This window comes from Martinezella tropici (assembly GCF_003287875.1).
In the GTDB taxonomy this organism is placed as follows: Bacteria; Pseudomonadota; Alphaproteobacteria; order Rhizobiales; family Rhizobiaceae; genus Rhizobium; species Rhizobium tropici_C.
Window position 1 is genome coordinate 1 of the sequence record NZ_QMKK01000036.1, and the last position, 17,193, is coordinate 17,193.

A 17,193-nucleotide genomic window follows, 5' to 3' on the forward strand; every position below is an offset into this window, starting at 1 on the left:
CAGACTGCTGACAAACCTCTGGCGTCAGCCGGAGGTTTTTGATTCAATGGGACATGCTGAAGAAACCTGCTCCCGAACAGACGGCTCTCGAGATGGTGACGCTCGACAGTCTTGTGCCGAAGGATCACCTTCTGCGCCGAATAGACGCGGTGATCGACTTCTCGTTCATCCACGATCGCGTTGCCGGCTTGTACTGCGCCGACAATGGCCGCCCGCCGCTTGATCCGACGCTGATGTTCAAGGCGCTGTTCATCGGCTACCTCTACGGCATTCGCTCCGAGCGGCAGCTGGTGCGCGAGATCGAGGTCAATGTCGCCTATCGCTGGTTTCTCAGGATGAAGCTGACGGATGGCGTGTTCGATGCGTCGACCCTGTCGCAGAACCGCCGCCGACGCTTCAACGATACGTCGGTGGCCCAGGATATCTTCGACCACATCGTTGAACAGGCGGTTTCCCACGGGCTGGTGGACGGCACGGTACTCTATACGGACAGTACCCATCTGAAGGCCAATGCCAACAAGGGCAAATACGATCTGGCCATGATCGAGAAATCGCGTGCCGACTACTGGGCCGACCTCGACCGGGCGATCGACGCGGAGCGCAAGCTGCATGGCCAGAAGCCGCTGAAGGACGGGGAGCGCCAGGCCGAGATCAAGGAGACCAAGGTGTCGCGCACCGATCCCCAGAGCGGCTACATGGTGCGTGACGGCAAGCCGAAGGGCTTCTTCTATCTCGATCATCGCACGGTGGACGGCCGACATGCGATCATCACCGATACCCATGTGACGCCGGCCAACGTGCATGACAGCATCGTCTATCTCGGCAGGCTCGACCGGCAGTGCCAACGCTTCGGCTTCGATGTGAAGGCTGTCGGGCTGGATGCCGGCTATGCCACCTCAGGCATCGCCCAAGGCCTGGAGGACCGCGCCATCCTCGGTGTCACCGGCTATCGCAATCCGACCCCGCCCAAAGCCGGCATGATGCGCAAGAACAGCTTCGTCTACGATCAGCGAGCCGATGGCTATCGCTGTCCGCAAGGCCAGCTTCTCACCTACGCCACCACCGACCGCAACGGCTACAAGCATTACACATCCGATCCTGCCATCTGCGGCACCTGCCCGCTTCTGGCGTCGTGCACGTCCAACGGCAAGGCCATCCGCACCATCACCCGGCACGTTTGGGCCGATGCCCGCGAGCGCACCGACGGTCACCGTCTCACATCCTGGGGCAAGGCGATCTACAAAAGACGCAAGGAGACGGTCGAGCGTTCCTTTGCCGATGCCAAGCAGCTGCACGGCCATCGCTACGCCCGCTTCCGAAGTCTCATCAAAGTCCGATGCCAGTGCCTGATGGCCGCCGCAGCCCAGAACATCAAGAAGATCGCGATGGCGCTCACAAAGACACCCAAACCGAGCCTCGCATGAATCACAGGAGCAGGACCGATCTCCCTTCAATGCCGCAACCCAGGAAACAAACACACCAGAAATACAAAACCCCGCCAAAATTTGACGGGGTTTGTCAGCAGTCTGACCCGGCTCTCAAGCCGGGTTTTTGTTTATGGATCCTGTAAATCCAAGCCTATGCCGCGGCTCTGACGCGAGCTTCCTCGCGGATGCGCTTGATCATCGACCGCAGCCCATTGGCGCGCTGCGACGAGAGATGTTCCACAAGACCGATTTTGCCGAAGACGTCGAGTGCATCGAGCGCCGCGATTTCAGAGGCGGGCTTGCCCGAATAGGTCGCCATCACGATCGCCACCAGCCCCCGCACGATATGAGCGTCGGAATCGCCTTCGAACGTCAGGATCGGGTTCTCGGGATCGCCGGATGCATGCGTGACGAGCCAGACTTGGCTCGCGCAGCCCTGCACCTTGTTTTCCAGCGTTCGCTTCTCTTCCGGCAGATCCGGCAGTGCCTTGCCGAGTTCGATCACGTAGCGATAGCGATCCTCCCAGTCATCCAGGAAGGAAAAGTCGTCGATGATCTTTTCAAGCGATGCCATTGCAATGATCCAGATTGTCCGTGTGCCTTGGATATAGGCGAAGTGACAGGCGATTTGAACCCGTGGCAAAAAAAGAACGCCGCTGACTATGGGCGGGTCACGGCGTTCAGGTTGGGCCAATGGAGAAGCGTCAGATGCGCGGGCGCGGCATCGGCAGCGGAACCGAGGATGGCAGCCGGACCGTGCCGGTAACGACGACATCGGCCGTTTCGGCGCCGGTCACGCGCTTGGCCGGCATCGGCTGGGCCATGGCGGCGACCTGATCGGCGCTTGTGTGAGTGGATGCCGCATCAGCGGCTGCATTTGCGGGCTGATCCTTGAAGTGGCGGCCGAGCATGTCGTAGGCGACGCGGGCGCCGTCGCCAACCTGATATCCGAGGGCGGTCAGCGTTTCGCCACCCTTTACGCAGACATCCGGCTTCTCGGTGCACATGGCGCCGACATATTGAACGACGCCCGAGGCAGCTGAAATCGCGTCGGAAACCTGCACCGTCGCTTCGCCTGCCGGCCGCGGATCGCCCTGGGGCTTTGCGAAGATCGGCAGAAACATGAGAACCAGCGAAAACCAGAACCCTGCTCTAATCAGAAACCACATTGCCTTGCCCATCCTCTCTGTCGTTCGGCCCGATGGCCGATTCGGGCTTGCCTGCCCGATCTGCTTCGAAGCCTATCCGGCAGAGGACAACAGCGCTTTTCAAAACTCGGCGGCATTTTTCGCTAATTTGATTCAAATTTTAGCTTTCCGGCTTTGACCAGCATTTGGTTCAAATTGTAGCGATTGATGTTAAGCATGTCTCGCCCGATGCCGTTGATATGCAGGGCTTTGCGGCTTGAGCCCTTGATGCAAAAGTTAACGCGCGCCGGAAATACGAATAAAATCCGTTGCTTACCCGCTGTTAACCACAAAAAACAAAGGTCTCGCATTCTGCGCCAAAACGGGATTTTGGAGCCTTTTGGGCCATCCGGTGTGTTCCTTCTTTATTCTTTCCTTAAGCCCGCGAGGCCTATTGTGCAGTCCAATAAGTGACCGTTTTGACGGGTTGTAGTGTGCGTGTATTGAGTGACATGGCTGTCGGGGCTGGAGCCTTCGTGGACCGGGTGGGCGGAAGCTGGCTTTCCCGGACGAGCGGGAATGGCGAAGTCCATGGACAGGAGCTGGCGATCCTTCGCCGGCTTGCGCTCGTCTCCTCCGTTGCCCTCTTTGCTGTTCCCGTGGGCCTCTCCTTCGTCACCAGCCCGGCCGTGGCTCTGCCCGCCGGTGTCGCCACGGTCTGCGCCGCTTTCCTGTTTTCGGCCGTCGGCAGTATTGCGCTGTCGCGTCAGCGGCCCTCGTCCCTTCCTGCGGATGCCGTCGTCGTCGAGCACCGCGACCTGATGCTGGAAGCTGCCTTCGGCTTGGTATTGCTGCTTGATCCGCAAGGAAACGTGACGACCATCGGCGGTCGTGATCGGGTCGAATTCCTGAGCTGGATGCGTGATCCGACGGGCCGCGGCTTCGTCGAGCAAATCCACGTCTCGGACCGCATCATCTTCCTGCAGGCGATCGATGTGCTGCGTCAGGGCAGGGATTCTCACAGCGTCGATCTGCGCCTGGAGCGTTCCGCAGTCATCGGCGGCGACGCGCAGTTCGTCCATGTCCGCATGGAGCTGACGGCACGCCGCGATGACGAAGGACACCTGACGGCGATCGTCAGCCAGCTGCGCGACATCTCCCAGGATCAGCAGCTTCGCGAGGATGCGGCGCGCAAGACGGCCGAGGCGGAATCGGCCAATGATGCGAAATCGCGGTTCCTTGCCGCCGTCAGCCATGAACTGCGCACGCCGCTCAATGCGATCCTGGGCTTCTCCGATATCCTCAGCGGAGAATATTTCGGCAAGCTCGAAAACAACCGCCAGCGTGAATATGTCGGCCTGATCCGCCAGTCGGGCGCGCATCTGCTGTCGGTGGTCAATACCATGCTCGACATGAGCAAGATCGAGGCGGGGCGCTACGAATTGCTGCTCGAATCCTTCTCGATCGAGGAATCCATCGCGACATGCGAAGCGATGCTGGGCCTGCAGGCGAAGGAGAAGGGTCTGACCTTGACGAGCCGCATCCAGCGTGGCCTCGGCGAGATCGTTGCCGATCAGCGCGCCATCCAGCAGATCCTCATCAATCTTGTCGGCAATGCCATCAAGTTCACCGACGCCGGCGGCGCGATCACCATCGATGCGGCTTTGGCCGATGGCATGCTGAAACTGTCGATCGGCGATACGGGGATTGGCATCGCAAGCGACCAGTTGGCCTCCCTCGGTCAGCCCTTCGTGCAGATCCAGAACGACTATACGCGCCGATATGCCGGCACCGGTCTCGGCCTGTCTCTGGTCAAGGGCCTCGTCGGCCTGCACGGCGGAAGTTTTTCCATCGCCAGCGCACCAGGTGAAGGCACGGTGATCACCATTCTGATCCCGTTTGACGGCTCGGGGGTCGTGGCGGTGCAACAGCCTGTGGATGTCAATCGCCCCGTCGATTTTCCGCCACGTCTGAAACATACAACGGAGACGAACGAAGGGCGAAACAAGGAAGGGATGAATGGCCCCGCAAAAGCGAAAATCGCCTAAGGGAAGAGGAAAGGGCAGGCGCAGGCAGCCCGGTCTCGCTTCTCGTGGAGCGGTTGCCCTGGGCAGCCTGAGCCTGCGCGGCAGTACTGCGCTGGGTGGTCTCGGCCTTCGCGGCGTAGGAGCGCTCACCGGTCTGATCGGCGGCGCGGTCGGTCGTCATCCCGTCGTCGCCGGCGGCGTCGCGCTCTTCTTCGGGGTTTTCGGCTTCGTAACCGCGAACGCACTCTGGTACCAGAGCGGTACGCACCCATCGCCCATGCTGCGTACCCGCGACCCCGGCTCGCCCTATCAGATTCCCGGCCGCAGATCGTTTCTGCATGCACAGCAGGCCGATGCCGGCAACGTCACGACATTTCGGATAGAGCGGCAGGATTCGGCTTCCAATCCCGCCACATCCTCGTCAGGCGGGCAGGCAGCGAGCCCGCCCGCAGCGCAGTCATCCGCCGCTCCATCGAAGCTGGTCGCCGATGTGCAGGCGGAACTTATCCGTCGCGGGCTTTATGATGGCGTTGCCGACGGAAAGCCCGGATCGCGCACGACATCAGCCATTCTCTTCTTCCAGGAGGCCTCGGGCCTGGCGCAGACCGGCGTCCCGACGCCGGAGCTTCTGGCGGCTCTGAAAGCCGGCAATGGCCCCGATACGACATCGGTCAACGGCAGGGCAGGAACAACTGCTGCCGTACCTGTCGAACGTCCTGTCAACGTGTCCGCCACCGCAGGCGCGATCGATCCCGTTGCCGCTGCCATTCAGAATGCGGAGAAGAATCTGAAGACCGGCGCCGTCGCGGTAAAAGCCGCCCCGAGCGACACAGTCAACAAGGTCAATCTGGTCATGCAAATCCAGAAGGGCCTGAGCAACATTGCCTACAGCAATGTCAGCATCGACGGCGTTGCCGGGGAGCAGACGAAAGCCGCCATCCGCCGCTTCGAGAAGCACTACCGCCTGCCGGAGACCGGCGAGCCGAATATGGCGGTGCTGAAGAAACTTCAGGATATCGGCGCGCTCTGAGGCCTACCGGAAGCATACCCGCAAATTCCGCGTATAAATGCACTCCCGGCCGGCTTGAATTGCCTTGGTCGCCGCTCGCCGCTATAGCTCGCTTATGAGATTGCGCAGCGACATCTTTGTTTCCGCTCTTGTCCGCCGCCTGTTCGCCCGTGGCGATTTTGCCGCCGTCGAGCGAAAGGGCGAGGAGCATGCGGGTGCTATCTTCATTCGGCAGCGTTTCCGCGATGGCACGGAAACCCTTTATGCGCCCGCTCCGCAAAGCCTGTTCGACGAGGAAGAGAGCGGGACACGGCTCTTCGAAATTCGCATCGAGCGGAAGGAGCCGCAGGATATTCGCGAAACCCTCGATCGCGAGCTGAAGTTCGATCCGGATTTGTGGGTCGTCGAGCTGGAGACGGACGATATCGGCGATATCGTCCCTTTAGCCGGTTTGCGCGCCAATCCGTTGGATTGAGCCGTCTTTACCGACGGTTTACCACCCGCAATTCACGGATGGATCCTGACTTCGCGCCAAACAATGGCTGTGCAGGCCGCTCCGCCGGCTTTTCCTGCGGCAGATAGGTGTAGCGGTCGGCACGGCGCCATGCCTCGACGCGAGCCTGGCTCTCTTCCGCATCGATATCGTCGAGCACCAGCCAAGCCCGGCTGACGCTACCGTGCCGCTCCGCCAGATGCGGATAGAAGCGCTCGAGTGAATAGACGGCATCCGCGATGCCCATTCCGAGGCTGACGAGCGTGACGGCAAGCTGCTGGCCAGATGTGTCGAGCAAAATGCGCTCCGCGAGCCAGTGGCTGGAGGAGAGTGCGTCAGCGAGCGTTGTCGCAAATTGCCGGGCGTCGCGTTCGCGGGCGAAACGCACGAGCAGGGCTTCCTGTGTTTCGCTGAGGCTGCGCAGCCCGAGACGATCCTCGTCGTCGCGGCCCATGTGGCGGGCGACCTGCTTGATCTGCTGGCGCAATGTCTCTTCGCGCGCGAGCCGCTCGTTTTCCATTGCGTCTGCCTGCGTCGAAACAGCTTCCGCTTGCTGCTCCGCCACCGTCCTGCCGCGCTCCGGTTCGGCCTGATGCAATCCGACCAGAGCGTCGATGACCTTGGGGGAGAGGGACGACCGGCGGACGATGGCCCGCGCATGGGCTGCGCCCTGGGTGCGGGCGATGGTGATCAGCGTATCGTCATCGATCGCCTGCGAACTCATGAGGAAGGGGGCGGCGATGGAGATCGGCTGGCAACCGATGAACAGCGCAACCGCCTGAGGCACTGTCTGGCATTGGGAGAGGGCGGCGACCGCCTGTCGCTTCGCTTCCTCCGAAGACGCCTGGAAGACGGGTGTGAAAAGCTCGGCGAATTGGCGCAATTCCGATTTGGATGGGTGTCCCATGCTTTCGAAGCTGGTAATCGTCGCCATCAGAACCACGTCCTTCTTACGGACTGTCGCAGGCTCTTCAAGGTCTCGAAACCGGTCACGCACGCCAACACCCATACTGATACTCGGAACAAAAAAGCAGGGAGCCGGATGGTCGACCATGGATCCCGCGGCGCTTCTTTCCGATCGTGCCGGATGGCCCTTTCGATGAAGAAGGCGTCTCCGGCGGCGATTGTCGAAACGGGTATGGACACGGTCGTCCTTATCTGGCTTTCCGCAAAAGACTAAGGCCGCCAAGGTTAATGGTTCGTGAAAACTTTATTAAAATCCGAATAAAAATTACGCGTTAAGCTTGCGCGGAAGCGGCCGCCTGAGATCGGCCATGTCCACGGGATTTAGCCGACCAAGCCTCCGTGTGGATAACCTTTCGCCAGGCGCGCGCCAGCATCGATAATCAACCTATGCAGGTATTGATTGGAAAGAGTTGCCAGAGGCATGCCGCCATGTCTGCGAAACGCAGTCTGGGCTTCGGCTGGTGTCGTGACAGGAATAAGGATAGGTCAGAGGCCTTTGTGCTCGCGCATGGCGGCGAGCAGTTTTTCAGAAGTGTTGTAGCCCGATTGAAAAAGACCGATCGCCGCTGTGGCCGCGAACTCGGCTTCGGCACTTTTTATATCGATCCGCTTTTCCAGGCACCACTCACCAAGCGCACCGCGCAGGACGGTGACGTCCTCTGGAGAAAAGACGGAACTGCCCGCCACAGTCATTGATCGCCCTCGAATTTCGACATTACAATACGTTAATTTTTCGTGAGCGCAAATAATATTTGCGTGACGTTTTTCTGCAACGGATTGGCTGAATTTCCATTTGCCGGCAACATCCTCCGTTTACTTAAGAATATGATATCGCTTGATTTCCGAGCAAAGTCGGCGTCGGCGGTTTTTCGCCGGCCGATGAAACCAAAGCCGCTGTCGCAGCGTTATTAGGGCATGACGACTCATGCCAAGGATGGCGAGCGACGACGATTAGCATTCTGTTAACTGCGATATGTCTGAATTCCGGCTGGAAGCAGCGATCGGCAGAGTTGATTGAGTGTAGGGAGAGCATGGAGGTCGCAAGCGGCAGGCCATGCCACGGTGTCGGGAAATGCCGTGAGAAGGCGCGAATGTCTCTGTTGCAGCCCAGAGAACCAGGCTGAAATGGAGGAAGCGTTGGCCCGCTTCAGCGGCGGGCAGGGTGAAATCAAGTCGCAAGTTCATCCGTCTCGAGACGTAAATGGAGACGAGAATGGCAAAGATTATATCTCTTTCGGATTGGCGATTGCGCATGACGCCGCGCGCCCAGAAGGAACCGGTGGAAGCAAAGATTCTTTTGTTTACCGGCGTGCGCTACGAACATTTGGATACGCCCACCCATCGACCGGGAGCCGGGCCGAAGCGGGCAAAAGGCAAGTGATGCCCGGGTGGGGTGCGTCCTTTCGCGCATCTCCCGGTTGCCGCTATGGTTCAGCGGTCTCCCCGTCGCGGCGCGCCGGCGCGTAAGATCGCGCAGAACCTTTTGTCGCCCGAAGCCTGATTATCTCGGCGCTCAGCCATCTCAGCCATTATCAAATTCGTCGCAACCCGCTTCCGATAGGAATTCGCGGGCGGCGTTATCAAAGCTGCCTTGCGGTGCCATCGTATGCAGCACCGCGTAGCCTTGGACACGCGGCACTTCCACCAGGATCGATTGGGCAAGCGCTGGCGGCAACGCCTTGCGTATGCCCGTGAGCTGGACGGGGGATGCCAGCAACAAATCGAGTGCGCCACCGACGGATGTGCGGTCACTCATGCTGAACACTTCATTCGATGCGGCATCATAGATGGCGAGCGACCAGAACGGCACTTTGCCTTTCGCCGTCAAGTGGACAGGGGTGTCCTCGATGTCGAATGCGCAGACGGCGGTCCGGATATAGGGATCGGTGTTGGAAAGCCCCGCCTCGTCATCCTTGTCGTCGAGCATGTAGAAATGGTTCTCGTCCCCCTCGTCCGAGACGCGGGTATAGGCATCGCGGTCGGAAAAATGCGGCAAGGAGAGAATGATGACAATGTGGAGCAGTGCCGCGCCGAACAGGCCGGTCAGGATCGCGAAAACGAATCTAAACATTGCCACACCCGATTTTTTCGAGTTTCGGCATGCCAAGATCGATCAGGCCGGAATTGCCGGCTGCCGGTGAATCCAGCAGCGTCCACACGAGACGGAAATTGCCGGCGGGGGGCAGGGCAAGCCAGTTGCCCGCCTGGGCATTGGGTGAAACCGTGATGCTGAAGCTTGAATCCGCATTGCGCAGGACGATCCAGGAATTGATGGTCGAAGGTCGTCCGGTAGCACCTTCGATCGGCCGCCCGTCATTGCCGGCGATGAACAGTGTCCATAGCCTCGCCGGCGGTGTCTGACCACTGATACGGTAGCTGCAGGATGCCGTCAGCCGCGCGCCGGTATCATCATCGGACGCGGTAAACACGAGCCCTTCCGCAGTGCCATAGAGCAAGCGTCCGGCACGAGCCCTGTGGGATTTCGCATAAGGGTCCGCATCGGCTGTCTGCATTTCCGGAAAGGCCTGCCAGGCACCGAGCTTGATCGCGCCGAAGCCGGAGGTCGCATCCAGCGCCAGGAGCGTGAACATGATCCCGCCGCCGAAGGCGATGACAAGCGAAAGCGCAACAAGAAGGGGAACTCGGAACACTCTGGGATCGTCCTCGTGACAAATCGGTATCGATTTATTCCTGATTCTGTCGGTAGGGGGAAGGGCGAGCCGCTTTCAGGCTACAATCATACAGAATGCCGCAGTTGAGCGAACAAAGCAGCCTTCGGCCGAAACACCGACTGCCGTCGGACCATTCGCCAGTCGGCCGGCCGTATTGCGATCACCGCATTCCCTTATATTTTCATTGGAAAACATGCGGGGGGCGCTTATGCAGCCTCCGCTATCATCTCTCCTCGGATGATCTTTATTCCGCCGTCGCTACCTTCTGCACGCCGAGCCGGTTCGCAGCCTTCAGCCTTTCGCCGATATCGCGCAGGATATTCGTGGAATCCACCGAGAGCGAGCGCGGCCGGATGAGGGGAGGCAGGCTGGGAGTGGTGGAGGCATCGGCCGGCTTCTTGGCCGCGACGGTTTGCGGCTTCTGCACCGGGAACGGGTTGCTGATGCCGGGAATGGGTTTCAGCACGATGCCCTGATGCGCGTAGTCCATGATCTTCTTGAAGGTCATAGCCGGCAGCGTGCCGCCCGTCATGTTGTTCGTCGACGTGTAATCGTCGTTGCCGAACCAGACGGCACAGGTGTAGTTGCCGGTAAAGCCGATGAACCAGGCATCGCGATAGGCCTGCGTGGTGCCGGTCTTGCCGCCGACCACGATGCCGTTGTCGAGCGCTGCCCTGCGGCCGGTGCCGATGACCGGAACCTGTGTCAGCATCTGGTTCATGTAGGACGTGGCTTTTTCGCTGAGGACCCGTCTGGCCGGTTGCTCGTCGTGGCTGAAATCGTAGAGCACCTTGCCATCGTAGGCGGTGATCTGGTCGATGCCATGACGCCGCGACTGCATGCCGTTGGCCGGGAAGACGGCATAGGCCGTCGCCTGGTCGAGAACGGTCACCTCCGAGGTGCCGATCGGAATGGTCTTGTCGTTGCGGATCGGCGTTTCCACGCCCATGGCTTTGGCCATGTTGCGAATGGGCTGAATGCCGAACTTCTCTTTCGCCAGCCGCACCGGGATCGTATTGATCGACTGGGTGAGCGCCTGCGTCAGCGTCACCTTGCCTTCATAGCGGTTCTCGTAGTTATGCGGGCTCCAGTTGCCCCAGCTGATCGGCGCGTCGACGATGGTGGATGTCGGCGTCATGCCGTTCTCCATAGCGACGGAGTAAGTGTAGATCTTGAAGGAGGAGCCCGGCTGGCGCAGTGCCTTGGTCGCGCGATTGAACTGGCTTTCGCCGTAATCGCTGCCACCGACCATGGCGCGAACGGCGCCGCCATTTTCGATCATGACGCTGGCGCCCTGCTTGGCGTGGTAACGTTCGCCGAATTCCATCAGGCTGGATTGGATGGAATCCTCCGCCGCTTTCTGCAATCCCATATCGATGGTGGTTCGAACGATCAGCGAGCGCTCGGGGAAGCGCGTCGCGAGCCGCTGCACTTCGTCGAAGGCCCAGTCGAGGAAATAGTCCGGGGATTCGATCTGGGCGCGGTCGACAACGGAGGCCGGATTGCGGCGTGCGGCGATCACTTGCCCCTCGGTCATCAGCCCGCTTTGCACGAGGTTGGAAAGCACATCGTTGGCGCGGGCGCGCGCCGCCGGCAGATTGACGTGTGGCGCATATTTCGCCGGCGCCTTGAAGAGGCCAGCAAGCATCGCGGCTTCCGCCAGATTGACGTCGGTGATGCTCTTGCCGAAATAGAATTGCGCGGCCGCCGCCGCGCCGAAGGTGCCGCCGCCCATGTAGGTGCGGTCGAGATAGAGGCTCAGGATTTCCTTCTTGGAGAGATTGGCCTCGAGCCAGATCGCCAGGAAGGCTTCCTTGATCTTGCGGTCGATGGAGCGCTCGTTGCTGAGGAAGATGTTCTTGGCAAGCTGCTGCGTCAGCGTCGAGCCGCCCTGGACGACGCCGCCGGCCTGTGCGTTCACGGTCACCGCGCGGAACAGGCCGATCGCGTCGATGCCGAAATGGTCGAAGAAGCGGCGGTCCTCGGTTGCGAGCACCGCCTTGACGAAATAATCCGGCAGCTGGTCGACCGGCACGGAGTTCTCGTGAATGATGCCGCGGTGACCGATGACATTGCCATAGCGGTCGAGGAAGGTGACGGCGAAATTGCCGCGATTGCGCCAGTCGCCCTGCGTCGCCTCGAAGGCCGGCATGGCGAGCATCAGCATGACGACCGAGCCCGCCGCACCCAGCGTCAAACCTTCGCCGAGCAGCTCGAAAACGATGCGTTTCCAGCCACGTACGCGGAAGCGGCGGAAGAAGATCGTGATCTCCTCCCAGGCTTCCGCAAGCCCGAAACCGGCATTCCATAAAGTGGAGTCGATCCATGAATCGAGGCGCAGAAAGAAATAGCGTTTCCGCCGCTGCGGCTTTTCGGCCCGGCTGTCCTTCTGGGTCTCAGGCTCCGCCTTCGGCCCGTTTTCTGGATTGGATGGGTCTTCCACGCTCTACTTCCCGACCACACTACTGCTGCGTGCTTCCTTGCGGCACACACAAAGCTCATTATCTCATAGAACGGCTATTTGAATAATTGGTTGATTTAGAGAAAAGAACAAGAGACATGCATGCCGCAGCCCGAATTCTCCCTGACGGGTGGCGAGGAAGACGATGATGACAGACGAATTGCCCTTCTGGAAAACCAAGACCCTGACGGAAATGAGCCCGTCGGAATGGGAAAACCTGTGCGATGGCTGCGGCCTCTGCTGTCTCAACAAACTCGAGGAGTGGGATACGGGTGATGTCTATTTCACCTCGATCCGCTGCAAGCTGATGGATGGCGAGAGCTGTCGCTGCACGAGCTATCCGAACCGGTGGGATTTCGTCCCCGACTGTGTGCAGCTGACGCCGGAGAAGGTTCCGGAGCTGGAGTGGCTTCCGCCCACCTGCGCCTACCGCCTCGTCAATGACGGCCGCGATCTTTACTGGTGGCATCCGTTGGTCTCCGGCGATCCGGAAACCGTGCATATCGCCGGCGTTTCCGCCCGTGGACGTACGGTGAGCGAGAACGATGTCGATCTCGACGATTTCGAGGATTACGTCGTCGACTGGCCGCTGACGGTCGAAGACGATATGGAACCTAATCCTCCGGCAAAGCCATAGATTTCGGCGCCACGTTCCGCCATGCGCGATGCATCAGCGCCTCGATCGTTGCTTGATCGGCGTCGTGATGAAACAGCCGGGTAAAGCCCTTCAGACCCCAGCCACCTGGCACGGCCATGACGTCGTCCGGCATGGTTGCCAATGCCATTTGCTGCTGGTCGGGTGTCAGCTTGACGACACAGAAATCCGGACTCGGAAGGGTCATGAATATCTTGCCCCGAACACGAAAGTCGCGGGTCCCGAAGTGTGAGCTCTCTGCTGCCTCCGGCAGGCCAAGGGCAAGGGATATAAGATCTTCGTCGGTCATGGCCGAGATGATAGCACGCCTGGGCGCCATGCGGTAAATGGCAGGCCGGCGACGAAACGGTCGCGGAAGGCGAGGCAGCCGGTTTATTGAATTGCGCCTGGACGCATGGTATCGCGCCATGCCCTCGCATACGCACAAGGAGCCGCCGCGTGATCCGCCATATCGTCTTCTTCACCGTTCCCGATCGTGCCAATCTCGAAGAGGTCCGCTCCGGCCTCTCGATCCTGACAGCCATCCCGCATGCGCGGCTCTTGGAAATCGGCACGAATGTGAAGACCGATCAGCTCGGAACCGAAGTCGACCTTGTCGTCTATGGCGAGTTCGATGATGAGGCGGCGCTTGCCGCCTACAAGGCACATCCAAACTATCAGCGGTCCATCGAGCGCGTTCGTCCGCTGCGCGAGATGCGGATCGCTGCCGATTACGAGACCGTGACGGCCGTTCGCGAGCCGTTTTGAGCGTAATCTTGTGGCCGGTTCCCGCCGGGCATTTCAATGCTCAGATATTTCAATGGCCAAGTATTTCAAGGGATTGAGTATACGAGCGGAATCCAATTGTCGGTGACCGGATTCTTTTCGCGAGGTTCTTCAATCAACCTTTGAGGTTGCGGATTCAGTTTCAGAAGAAATCGCCTCAAGCGATTCAAAGGACTCATGGAAATCCCGGCGCCTCACCTCGGCAAAGCGCCTGAAGGCCGGTTCGCATCGGCCTATGGTGGCGTGCCTGCTCATGTCGCACCCACGGGCAGATGATAAGCAAGAATGATTAAAAATGGCTGAGCTTGCAGCTCGAAGAAGGATGCTTCGACGTCCAATATGTGCCATCACGGGCATATCGCTGATAGATTGTATCGATGCGGGGCGATGGAACGCCAATCGGTTGCCGTCGTGGCAAGATCGCCGATTTGCATCCAATCATTTCAAATGGTTAAGATGCAGGTTGCGTGCCTCGCTTGCTTAACAGGCCGAAAATTACAGCCCATTCATTTGCCATTCAGACGTGTTTGGGTAAATAATCCCCAAGTCAATATCCCTGTGGGAAGTCCGAAGCATGGCCTCATTTTCAAGCATAGCAGCGGCGGCCCTCGTCATGGCCGGCTCGGCTGTTCTGCCGGCGCCAGCGCCGACGTCGACCCTGGTGGCTCGCGCCAACAGCGACTGTAGCGAGGCTGCCGCCGAGGTCGTCGAAAAGACCGGAGGACAGCTTCTATCCGCACAACCGTCCGGCGACAGCTGCATCGTAACCGTTCTCGTGCAGGGCAACGGGCAGCGCCCGCGCAAGGTGACGATGAAAGTGCCGATGTGACGCGGGGCGGGCAGGGCGCCGACGTGCAATCGACAATCTAAAGCCTTGAATCCCACACAAAATCTTATTGTTTCCGTGATTCCACTGCAGCACGATTTACAGTACTGTTTTTCGAACCGGGGAAATTGGATCCAGACATGCGCATTCTCATAGTCGAAGACGATATCAATTTGAATCGCCAGCTTGCCGAGGCTTTGAAGGAGGCAGGCTACGTTGTCGATACGGCCTTTGATGGTGAGGAAGGCCATTTTCTCGGCGATACGGAACCCTATGACGCGATCATCCTCGATATCGGCCTGCCGGAAATGGATGGCATCACAGTACTCGAGAAATGGCGCGGTGCCGGGCGCACGGTGCCGGTGCTGCTGCTGACCGCCCGCGACCGGTGGAGCGACAAGGTGGCGGGCATCGATGCCGGCGCGGATGACTATGTGGCGAAGCCCTTCCACGTCGAGGAAGTGCTGGCACGCATCCGCGCGCTCATCCGCCGTGCCGCCGGCCATGCCTCCTCGGAAATCGTCTGCGGCCCCGTTCGGCTCGATACCAAGAGCTCGAAGGCGACCGTCGACGGCAAGCCGCTCAAGCTCACGTCTCATGAATATCGTCTGCTTGCCTATCTCATGCATCACAAGGGTGAGGTGGTCTCGCGCACCGAGCTTGTCGAACATATGTACGACCAGGATTTCGACCGCGATTCCAATACGATCGAGGTCTTCGTCGGTCGCCTGCGCAAGAAAATGGGTGTCGATCTGATCGAAACGGTCCGTGGCCTTGGTTACCGAATCCAAGCTCCAACCAATGCGAATTAAGTCGCTTACCGCTCGTGTCCTGCTGCTGACCACGCTCTGGTCCGCCGTGGCGCTAGTGGTGATCGGGCTCGTCATCTCGAATATCTACCGCAAGAGTGCCGAACGCGGCTTTCAGGATCTGCTACGTGCGCAGCTCTCCAGTGTCATCAACTCGGTGACGATCGGCGACCAGGGCGCACTGTTGGGTGACCCGAAGCTTGGCGACCTGCGTTTCGCCCAGCCGAAGACCGGCTGGTACTGGATGGTCGAGCCGCTCGGCACCTACACCGCGACACCGCTGGTCTCGCCGTCGCTCGGCGCGTCAAGCCTGCCGGTGCTGTCGGTGTTAGAAGCACCCTTCGACAAGCAATACCAGCGCTCTTACATCGTCACCGACGCCTTCGGAAACCGCGTGCAAGTGGCGGAAACCGAAGTCGTACTCGACACAGACGGTCGCGCTGCGCGCTTCCGCGTTACCGGTAATATTGCCGTCGTGGAGGACGATGTCCGTAATTTCTCCCATAGCCTTTATTTCTCACTGGTCGGCTTCGGTGTCGGCAGTCTGATCGTCAATGCGCTCGCCATTCTCTATGGCCTGAAACCGCTCGATAAGGCCCGCGCTGCACTGGAGCGCATCCGCGCCGGTGAGAGCGAACGCCTGCAAGGAGATTTCCCGCGCGAAATCCTGCCGCTTGCCAACGAGGTCAATGCGCTGATCGAAAGCAATAGGCGTATCGTCGAGCGCGCTCGCATGCAGGTTGGCAATCTCGCGCACTCGTTGAAAACGCCGATCGCGGTGCTGCTCAACGAATCCCGTGTGCTCGAGCGCTCGCATGGCGATCTGGTGAAGAACCAGGCCGAAGTCATGCAGGGGCAGGTGCAATCCTACCTCAATCGCGCCCGCATCGCCGCGCAGCGTGAATCCGTGCTGGCTCGCACCGAGGCCGAGCCGGCGCTGGAGCGGCTTGTTCGCGTCATGCGGCGGCTGAATGCAGACAAGGAGTTCGAACTCTCCGTCTCGCCCAATCTCGCGCTCGCCATGGAGCAGCAGGATCTGGAGGAGACGGTCGGCAATCTCCTGGAAAATGCCGCCCGCTTTGCCGAACGCAAGGTGCGCCTTTCGGCAAGCGAAGCGCCGCCGGAGATCAAGGGCATCGATCCCGTGCGCCGTCATTGGGTGGAACTCGTGGTTGAAGACGATGGCCCAGGGCTTGAGCCGGATCAGATTCGCGAGGCGATGAAGCGCGGCCGCCGGCTCGATGAAAGCAAGCCGGGCACCGGTCTCGGCCTGTCGATTGTCAGCGAGATCACCAACGAATATCAAGGCCGGCTCGAATTGTCTCGAGGCGCCTGGGGAGGGCTTCGCGCCAGCCTAATTTTGCCGGGCCTGACGAAGGATGTTGCGTGAGGCACGGCATGATGCCAAAAGACGTTGTGGGTCATGATGATGCCGCAGCGCAGTACCTATGGTTTTGCTTTTTGATACTGGTTCGGTTGTATGAAGCTTCGTACCTTTTCTCTGGTCGCTCCCTCTCTTTTCGCCGCGCTTGCGCTTTCTGGTTGCTCGACGACGAGCGGCTTGGGGGGCGGCAAGAGCCTGTTCTCGTCTGCGAAGCCGCCAGCCTCCGCAACCTTCATCAATGCCCTTGATGGTGGCATTGTCGAGCGCACCGGCGTCAAGCTCAGCGACAACGACAAGCAGCGTGCGCTGGAAGCGGAATACCGGGCGCTTGAGACCTCACCTCTCGGCCAACCCGTGGCTTGGAAGGGCAGGGATGCCAGCGGCGAGGTCGTCCCTGCAGCACCTTACCAGGTCGGTTCGCAGAATTGTCGGCAATACACCCATACCGTTACCGTCGACGGCAAACCCACGATGGCAAGGGGCGCGGCCTGCCGCAATGACGACGGCACCTGGACGCCGCTCGAATAGGCGTCTGCACTGAAAGGCGCGGCCAAACGCCTCAAATCTTCGTC

The 17,193-nt window shown here is 59.9% G+C and carries 19 protein-coding genes; 11 read left to right on the plus strand and 8 right to left on the minus strand.

Going from position 1 to position 17,193, the window contains the following annotated elements:
• The first annotated feature begins 53 nt into the window (after window positions 1-53).
• The gene (locus tag DQ393_RS14675) at window positions 54-1,424 is read left to right on the plus strand and encodes an IS1182 family transposase (RefSeq protein WP_112340028.1); all 1,371 of its coding nucleotides are present in this window, start codon (window positions 54-56) and stop codon (window positions 1,422-1,424) included.
• A 154-nt stretch (window positions 1,425-1,578) separates the two neighbouring features.
• On the opposite strand, the gene DQ393_RS14680 is transcribed toward DQ393_RS14675, so the two are convergent.
• Both DQ393_RS14680 and DQ393_RS14685 read right to left on the minus strand, forming a co-directional pair.
• Entirely contained in the window at window positions 1,579-2,001 is a 423-nt protein-coding gene (locus tag DQ393_RS14680; RefSeq protein WP_112342515.1) for a SufE family protein, read from the minus strand.
• Window positions 2,002-2,131: 130 nt separating this feature from the next.
• Window positions 2,132-2,596: a DUF5330 domain-containing protein gene (locus DQ393_RS14685; RefSeq protein WP_112342516.1), complete on the minus strand. Its 465-nt coding sequence runs from the start codon at window positions 2,594-2,596 to the stop codon at window positions 2,132-2,134.
• Between the two features lie 470 nt (window positions 2,597-3,066).
• Here DQ393_RS14685 and DQ393_RS14690 point away from each other — a divergent pair, with 470 nt between their 5' ends.
• The 3 genes from DQ393_RS14690 to DQ393_RS14700 all read left to right on the plus strand — a co-directional run bounded on the left by DQ393_RS14690 (window position 3,067) and on the right by DQ393_RS14700 (window position 6,065).
• The gene (locus DQ393_RS14690) at window positions 3,067-4,602 is read left to right on the plus strand and encodes a sensor histidine kinase (protein WP_181592354.1); all 1,536 of its coding nucleotides are present in this window, start codon (window positions 3,067-3,069) and stop codon (window positions 4,600-4,602) included.
• Complete coding sequence (locus DQ393_RS14695; RefSeq protein ID WP_112342518.1) at window positions 4,574-5,611, plus strand: peptidoglycan-binding domain-containing protein; 1,038 nt, start codon at window positions 4,574-4,576, stop codon at window positions 5,609-5,611. The genes DQ393_RS14690 and DQ393_RS14695 overlap by 29 nt, the downstream gene beginning before the upstream one ends.
• A 94-nt stretch (window positions 5,612-5,705) precedes the next feature.
• A complete protein-coding gene (locus tag DQ393_RS14700) occupies window positions 5,706-6,065 on the plus strand; it encodes a DUF1491 family protein (RefSeq protein ID WP_112342544.1) in 360 nt (119 codons plus the stop codon).
• 7 nt (window positions 6,066-6,072) lie between these two features.
• Here DQ393_RS14700 and DQ393_RS14705 read toward each other — a convergent pair whose 3' ends face one another.
• Both DQ393_RS14705 and DQ393_RS14710 read right to left on the minus strand, forming a co-directional pair.
• Window positions 6,073-7,080 (minus strand): DUF2336 domain-containing protein, encoded by a 1,008-nt coding sequence (locus DQ393_RS14705; RefSeq protein WP_112342545.1) that lies wholly within the window; start codon window positions 7,078-7,080, stop codon window positions 6,073-6,075.
• Between the two features lie 455 nt (window positions 7,081-7,535).
• Window positions 7,536-7,742: a hypothetical protein gene (locus DQ393_RS14710; protein ID WP_112342519.1), complete on the minus strand. Its 207-nt coding sequence runs from the start codon at window positions 7,740-7,742 to the stop codon at window positions 7,536-7,538.
• A 520-nt stretch (window positions 7,743-8,262) separates the two neighbouring features.
• Here DQ393_RS14710 and DQ393_RS33445 point away from each other — a divergent pair.
• Entirely contained in the window at window positions 8,263-8,430 is a 168-nt protein-coding gene (locus tag DQ393_RS33445) for a hypothetical protein (protein WP_169644805.1), read from the plus strand.
• A 141-nt stretch (window positions 8,431-8,571) separates the two neighbouring features.
• On the opposite strand, the gene DQ393_RS14715 is transcribed toward DQ393_RS33445, so the two are convergent.
• The 3 genes from DQ393_RS14715 to DQ393_RS14725 all read right to left on the minus strand — a co-directional run bounded on the left by DQ393_RS14715 (window position 8,572) and on the right by DQ393_RS14725 (window position 12,164).
• On the minus strand, window positions 8,572-9,120 hold the full coding sequence (locus DQ393_RS14715) for a DUF1254 domain-containing protein (protein WP_112342520.1): 549 nt from the start codon (window positions 9,118-9,120) through the stop codon (window positions 8,572-8,574).
• Window positions 9,113-9,700: a DUF1214 domain-containing protein gene (locus DQ393_RS14720; protein ID WP_112342521.1), complete on the minus strand. Its 588-nt coding sequence runs from the start codon at window positions 9,698-9,700 to the stop codon at window positions 9,113-9,115. Before DQ393_RS14720 ends, DQ393_RS14715 begins: the two co-directional genes overlap by 8 nt.
• Window positions 9,701-9,965: 265 nt before the next feature.
• Window positions 9,966-12,164: a transglycosylase domain-containing protein gene (locus DQ393_RS14725; RefSeq protein ID WP_112342522.1), complete on the minus strand. Its 2,199-nt coding sequence runs from the start codon at window positions 12,162-12,164 to the stop codon at window positions 9,966-9,968.
• Window positions 12,165-12,330: 166 nt separating this feature from the next.
• Here DQ393_RS14725 and DQ393_RS14730 point away from each other — a divergent pair, with 166 nt between their 5' ends.
• Window positions 12,331-12,819, plus strand: a complete 489-nt coding sequence (locus tag DQ393_RS14730; protein ID WP_112342523.1) for a YcgN family cysteine cluster protein — start codon at window positions 12,331-12,333, stop codon at window positions 12,817-12,819.
• On the opposite strand, the gene DQ393_RS14735 is transcribed toward DQ393_RS14730, so the two are convergent.
• The gene (locus DQ393_RS14735) at window positions 12,797-13,126 is read right to left on the minus strand and encodes an MmcQ/YjbR family DNA-binding protein (protein WP_113251793.1); all 330 of its coding nucleotides are present in this window, start codon (window positions 13,124-13,126) and stop codon (window positions 12,797-12,799) included. The genes DQ393_RS14730 and DQ393_RS14735 overlap by 23 nt on opposite strands.
• A gap of 149 nt (window positions 13,127-13,275) precedes the next feature.
• Here DQ393_RS14735 and DQ393_RS14740 point away from each other — a divergent pair, with 149 nt between their 5' ends.
• The 5 genes from DQ393_RS14740 to DQ393_RS14760 all read left to right on the plus strand — a co-directional run bounded on the left by DQ393_RS14740 (window position 13,276) and on the right by DQ393_RS14760 (window position 17,149).
• Entirely contained in the window at window positions 13,276-13,584 is a 309-nt protein-coding gene (locus DQ393_RS14740) for a Dabb family protein (RefSeq protein ID WP_112342525.1), read from the plus strand.
• A 592-nt stretch (window positions 13,585-14,176) separates the two neighbouring features.
• Window positions 14,177-14,431 carry a hypothetical protein gene (locus tag DQ393_RS14745; RefSeq protein ID WP_112342526.1) on the plus strand — a complete coding sequence of 85 codons (255 nt, stop codon included), beginning with the start codon at window positions 14,177-14,179 and terminating at the stop codon, window positions 14,429-14,431.
• Window positions 14,432-14,568: 137 nt separating this feature from the next.
• Window positions 14,569-15,240: a response regulator transcription factor gene (locus DQ393_RS14750; RefSeq protein ID WP_015339225.1), complete on the plus strand. Its 672-nt coding sequence runs from the start codon at window positions 14,569-14,571 to the stop codon at window positions 15,238-15,240.
• Window positions 15,230-16,627 carry an ATP-binding protein gene (locus tag DQ393_RS14755; protein ID WP_112342527.1) on the plus strand — a complete coding sequence of 466 codons (1,398 nt, stop codon included), beginning with the start codon at window positions 15,230-15,232 and terminating at the stop codon, window positions 16,625-16,627. Before DQ393_RS14750 ends, DQ393_RS14755 begins: the two co-directional genes overlap by 11 nt.
• A 90-nt stretch (window positions 16,628-16,717) precedes the next feature.
• Window positions 16,718-17,149: a hypothetical protein gene (locus tag DQ393_RS14760; protein WP_112342528.1), complete on the plus strand. Its 432-nt coding sequence runs from the start codon at window positions 16,718-16,720 to the stop codon at window positions 17,147-17,149.
• The last annotated feature ends 44 nt before the right edge of the window (window positions 17,150-17,193 follow it).

What these genes read in the sequence shown, in the direction of transcription:
- DQ393_RS14695 (WP_112342518.1), top strand. Translation starts at nt 4,574, where the DNA reads ATGGCCCCGCAAAAGCGAAAATCGCCTAAGGGAAGAGGAAAGGGCAGG.
- DQ393_RS14680 (WP_112342515.1), bottom strand. Translation starts at nt 2,001, where the DNA reads ATGGCATCGCTTGAAAAGATCATCGACGACTTTTCCTTCCTGGATGAC.
- DQ393_RS14730 (WP_112342523.1), top strand. Translation starts at nt 12,331, where the DNA reads ATGACAGACGAATTGCCCTTCTGGAAAACCAAGACCCTGACGGAAATG.
- DQ393_RS14690 (WP_181592354.1), top strand. Translation starts at nt 3,067, where the DNA reads ATGGCTGTCGGGGCTGGAGCCTTCGTGGACCGGGTGGGCGGAAGCTGG.
- DQ393_RS14710 (WP_112342519.1), bottom strand. Translation starts at nt 7,742, where the DNA reads ATGACTGTGGCGGGCAGTTCCGTCTTTTCTCCAGAGGACGTCACCGTC.
- DQ393_RS33445 (WP_169644805.1), top strand. Translation starts at nt 8,263, where the DNA reads ATGGCAAAGATTATATCTCTTTCGGATTGGCGATTGCGCATGACGCCG.
- DQ393_RS14755 (WP_112342527.1), top strand. Translation starts at nt 15,230, where the DNA reads ATGCGAATTAAGTCGCTTACCGCTCGTGTCCTGCTGCTGACCACGCTC.
- DQ393_RS14760 (WP_112342528.1), top strand. Translation starts at nt 16,718, where the DNA reads ATGAAGCTTCGTACCTTTTCTCTGGTCGCTCCCTCTCTTTTCGCCGCG.
- DQ393_RS14735 (WP_113251793.1), bottom strand. Translation starts at nt 13,126, where the DNA reads ATGACCGACGAAGATCTTATATCCCTTGCCCTTGGCCTGCCGGAGGCA.
- DQ393_RS14750 (WP_015339225.1), top strand. Translation starts at nt 14,569, where the DNA reads ATGCGCATTCTCATAGTCGAAGACGATATCAATTTGAATCGCCAGCTT.
- DQ393_RS14700 (WP_112342544.1), top strand. Translation starts at nt 5,706, where the DNA reads ATGAGATTGCGCAGCGACATCTTTGTTTCCGCTCTTGTCCGCCGCCTG.
- DQ393_RS14685 (WP_112342516.1), bottom strand. Translation starts at nt 2,596, where the DNA reads ATGTGGTTTCTGATTAGAGCAGGGTTCTGGTTTTCGCTGGTTCTCATG.
- DQ393_RS14745 (WP_112342526.1), top strand. Translation starts at nt 14,177, where the DNA reads ATGGCCTCATTTTCAAGCATAGCAGCGGCGGCCCTCGTCATGGCCGGC.
- DQ393_RS14675 (WP_112340028.1), top strand. Translation starts at nt 54, where the DNA reads ATGCTGAAGAAACCTGCTCCCGAACAGACGGCTCTCGAGATGGTGACG.
- DQ393_RS14715 (WP_112342520.1), bottom strand. Translation starts at nt 9,120, where the DNA reads ATGTTTAGATTCGTTTTCGCGATCCTGACCGGCCTGTTCGGCGCGGCA.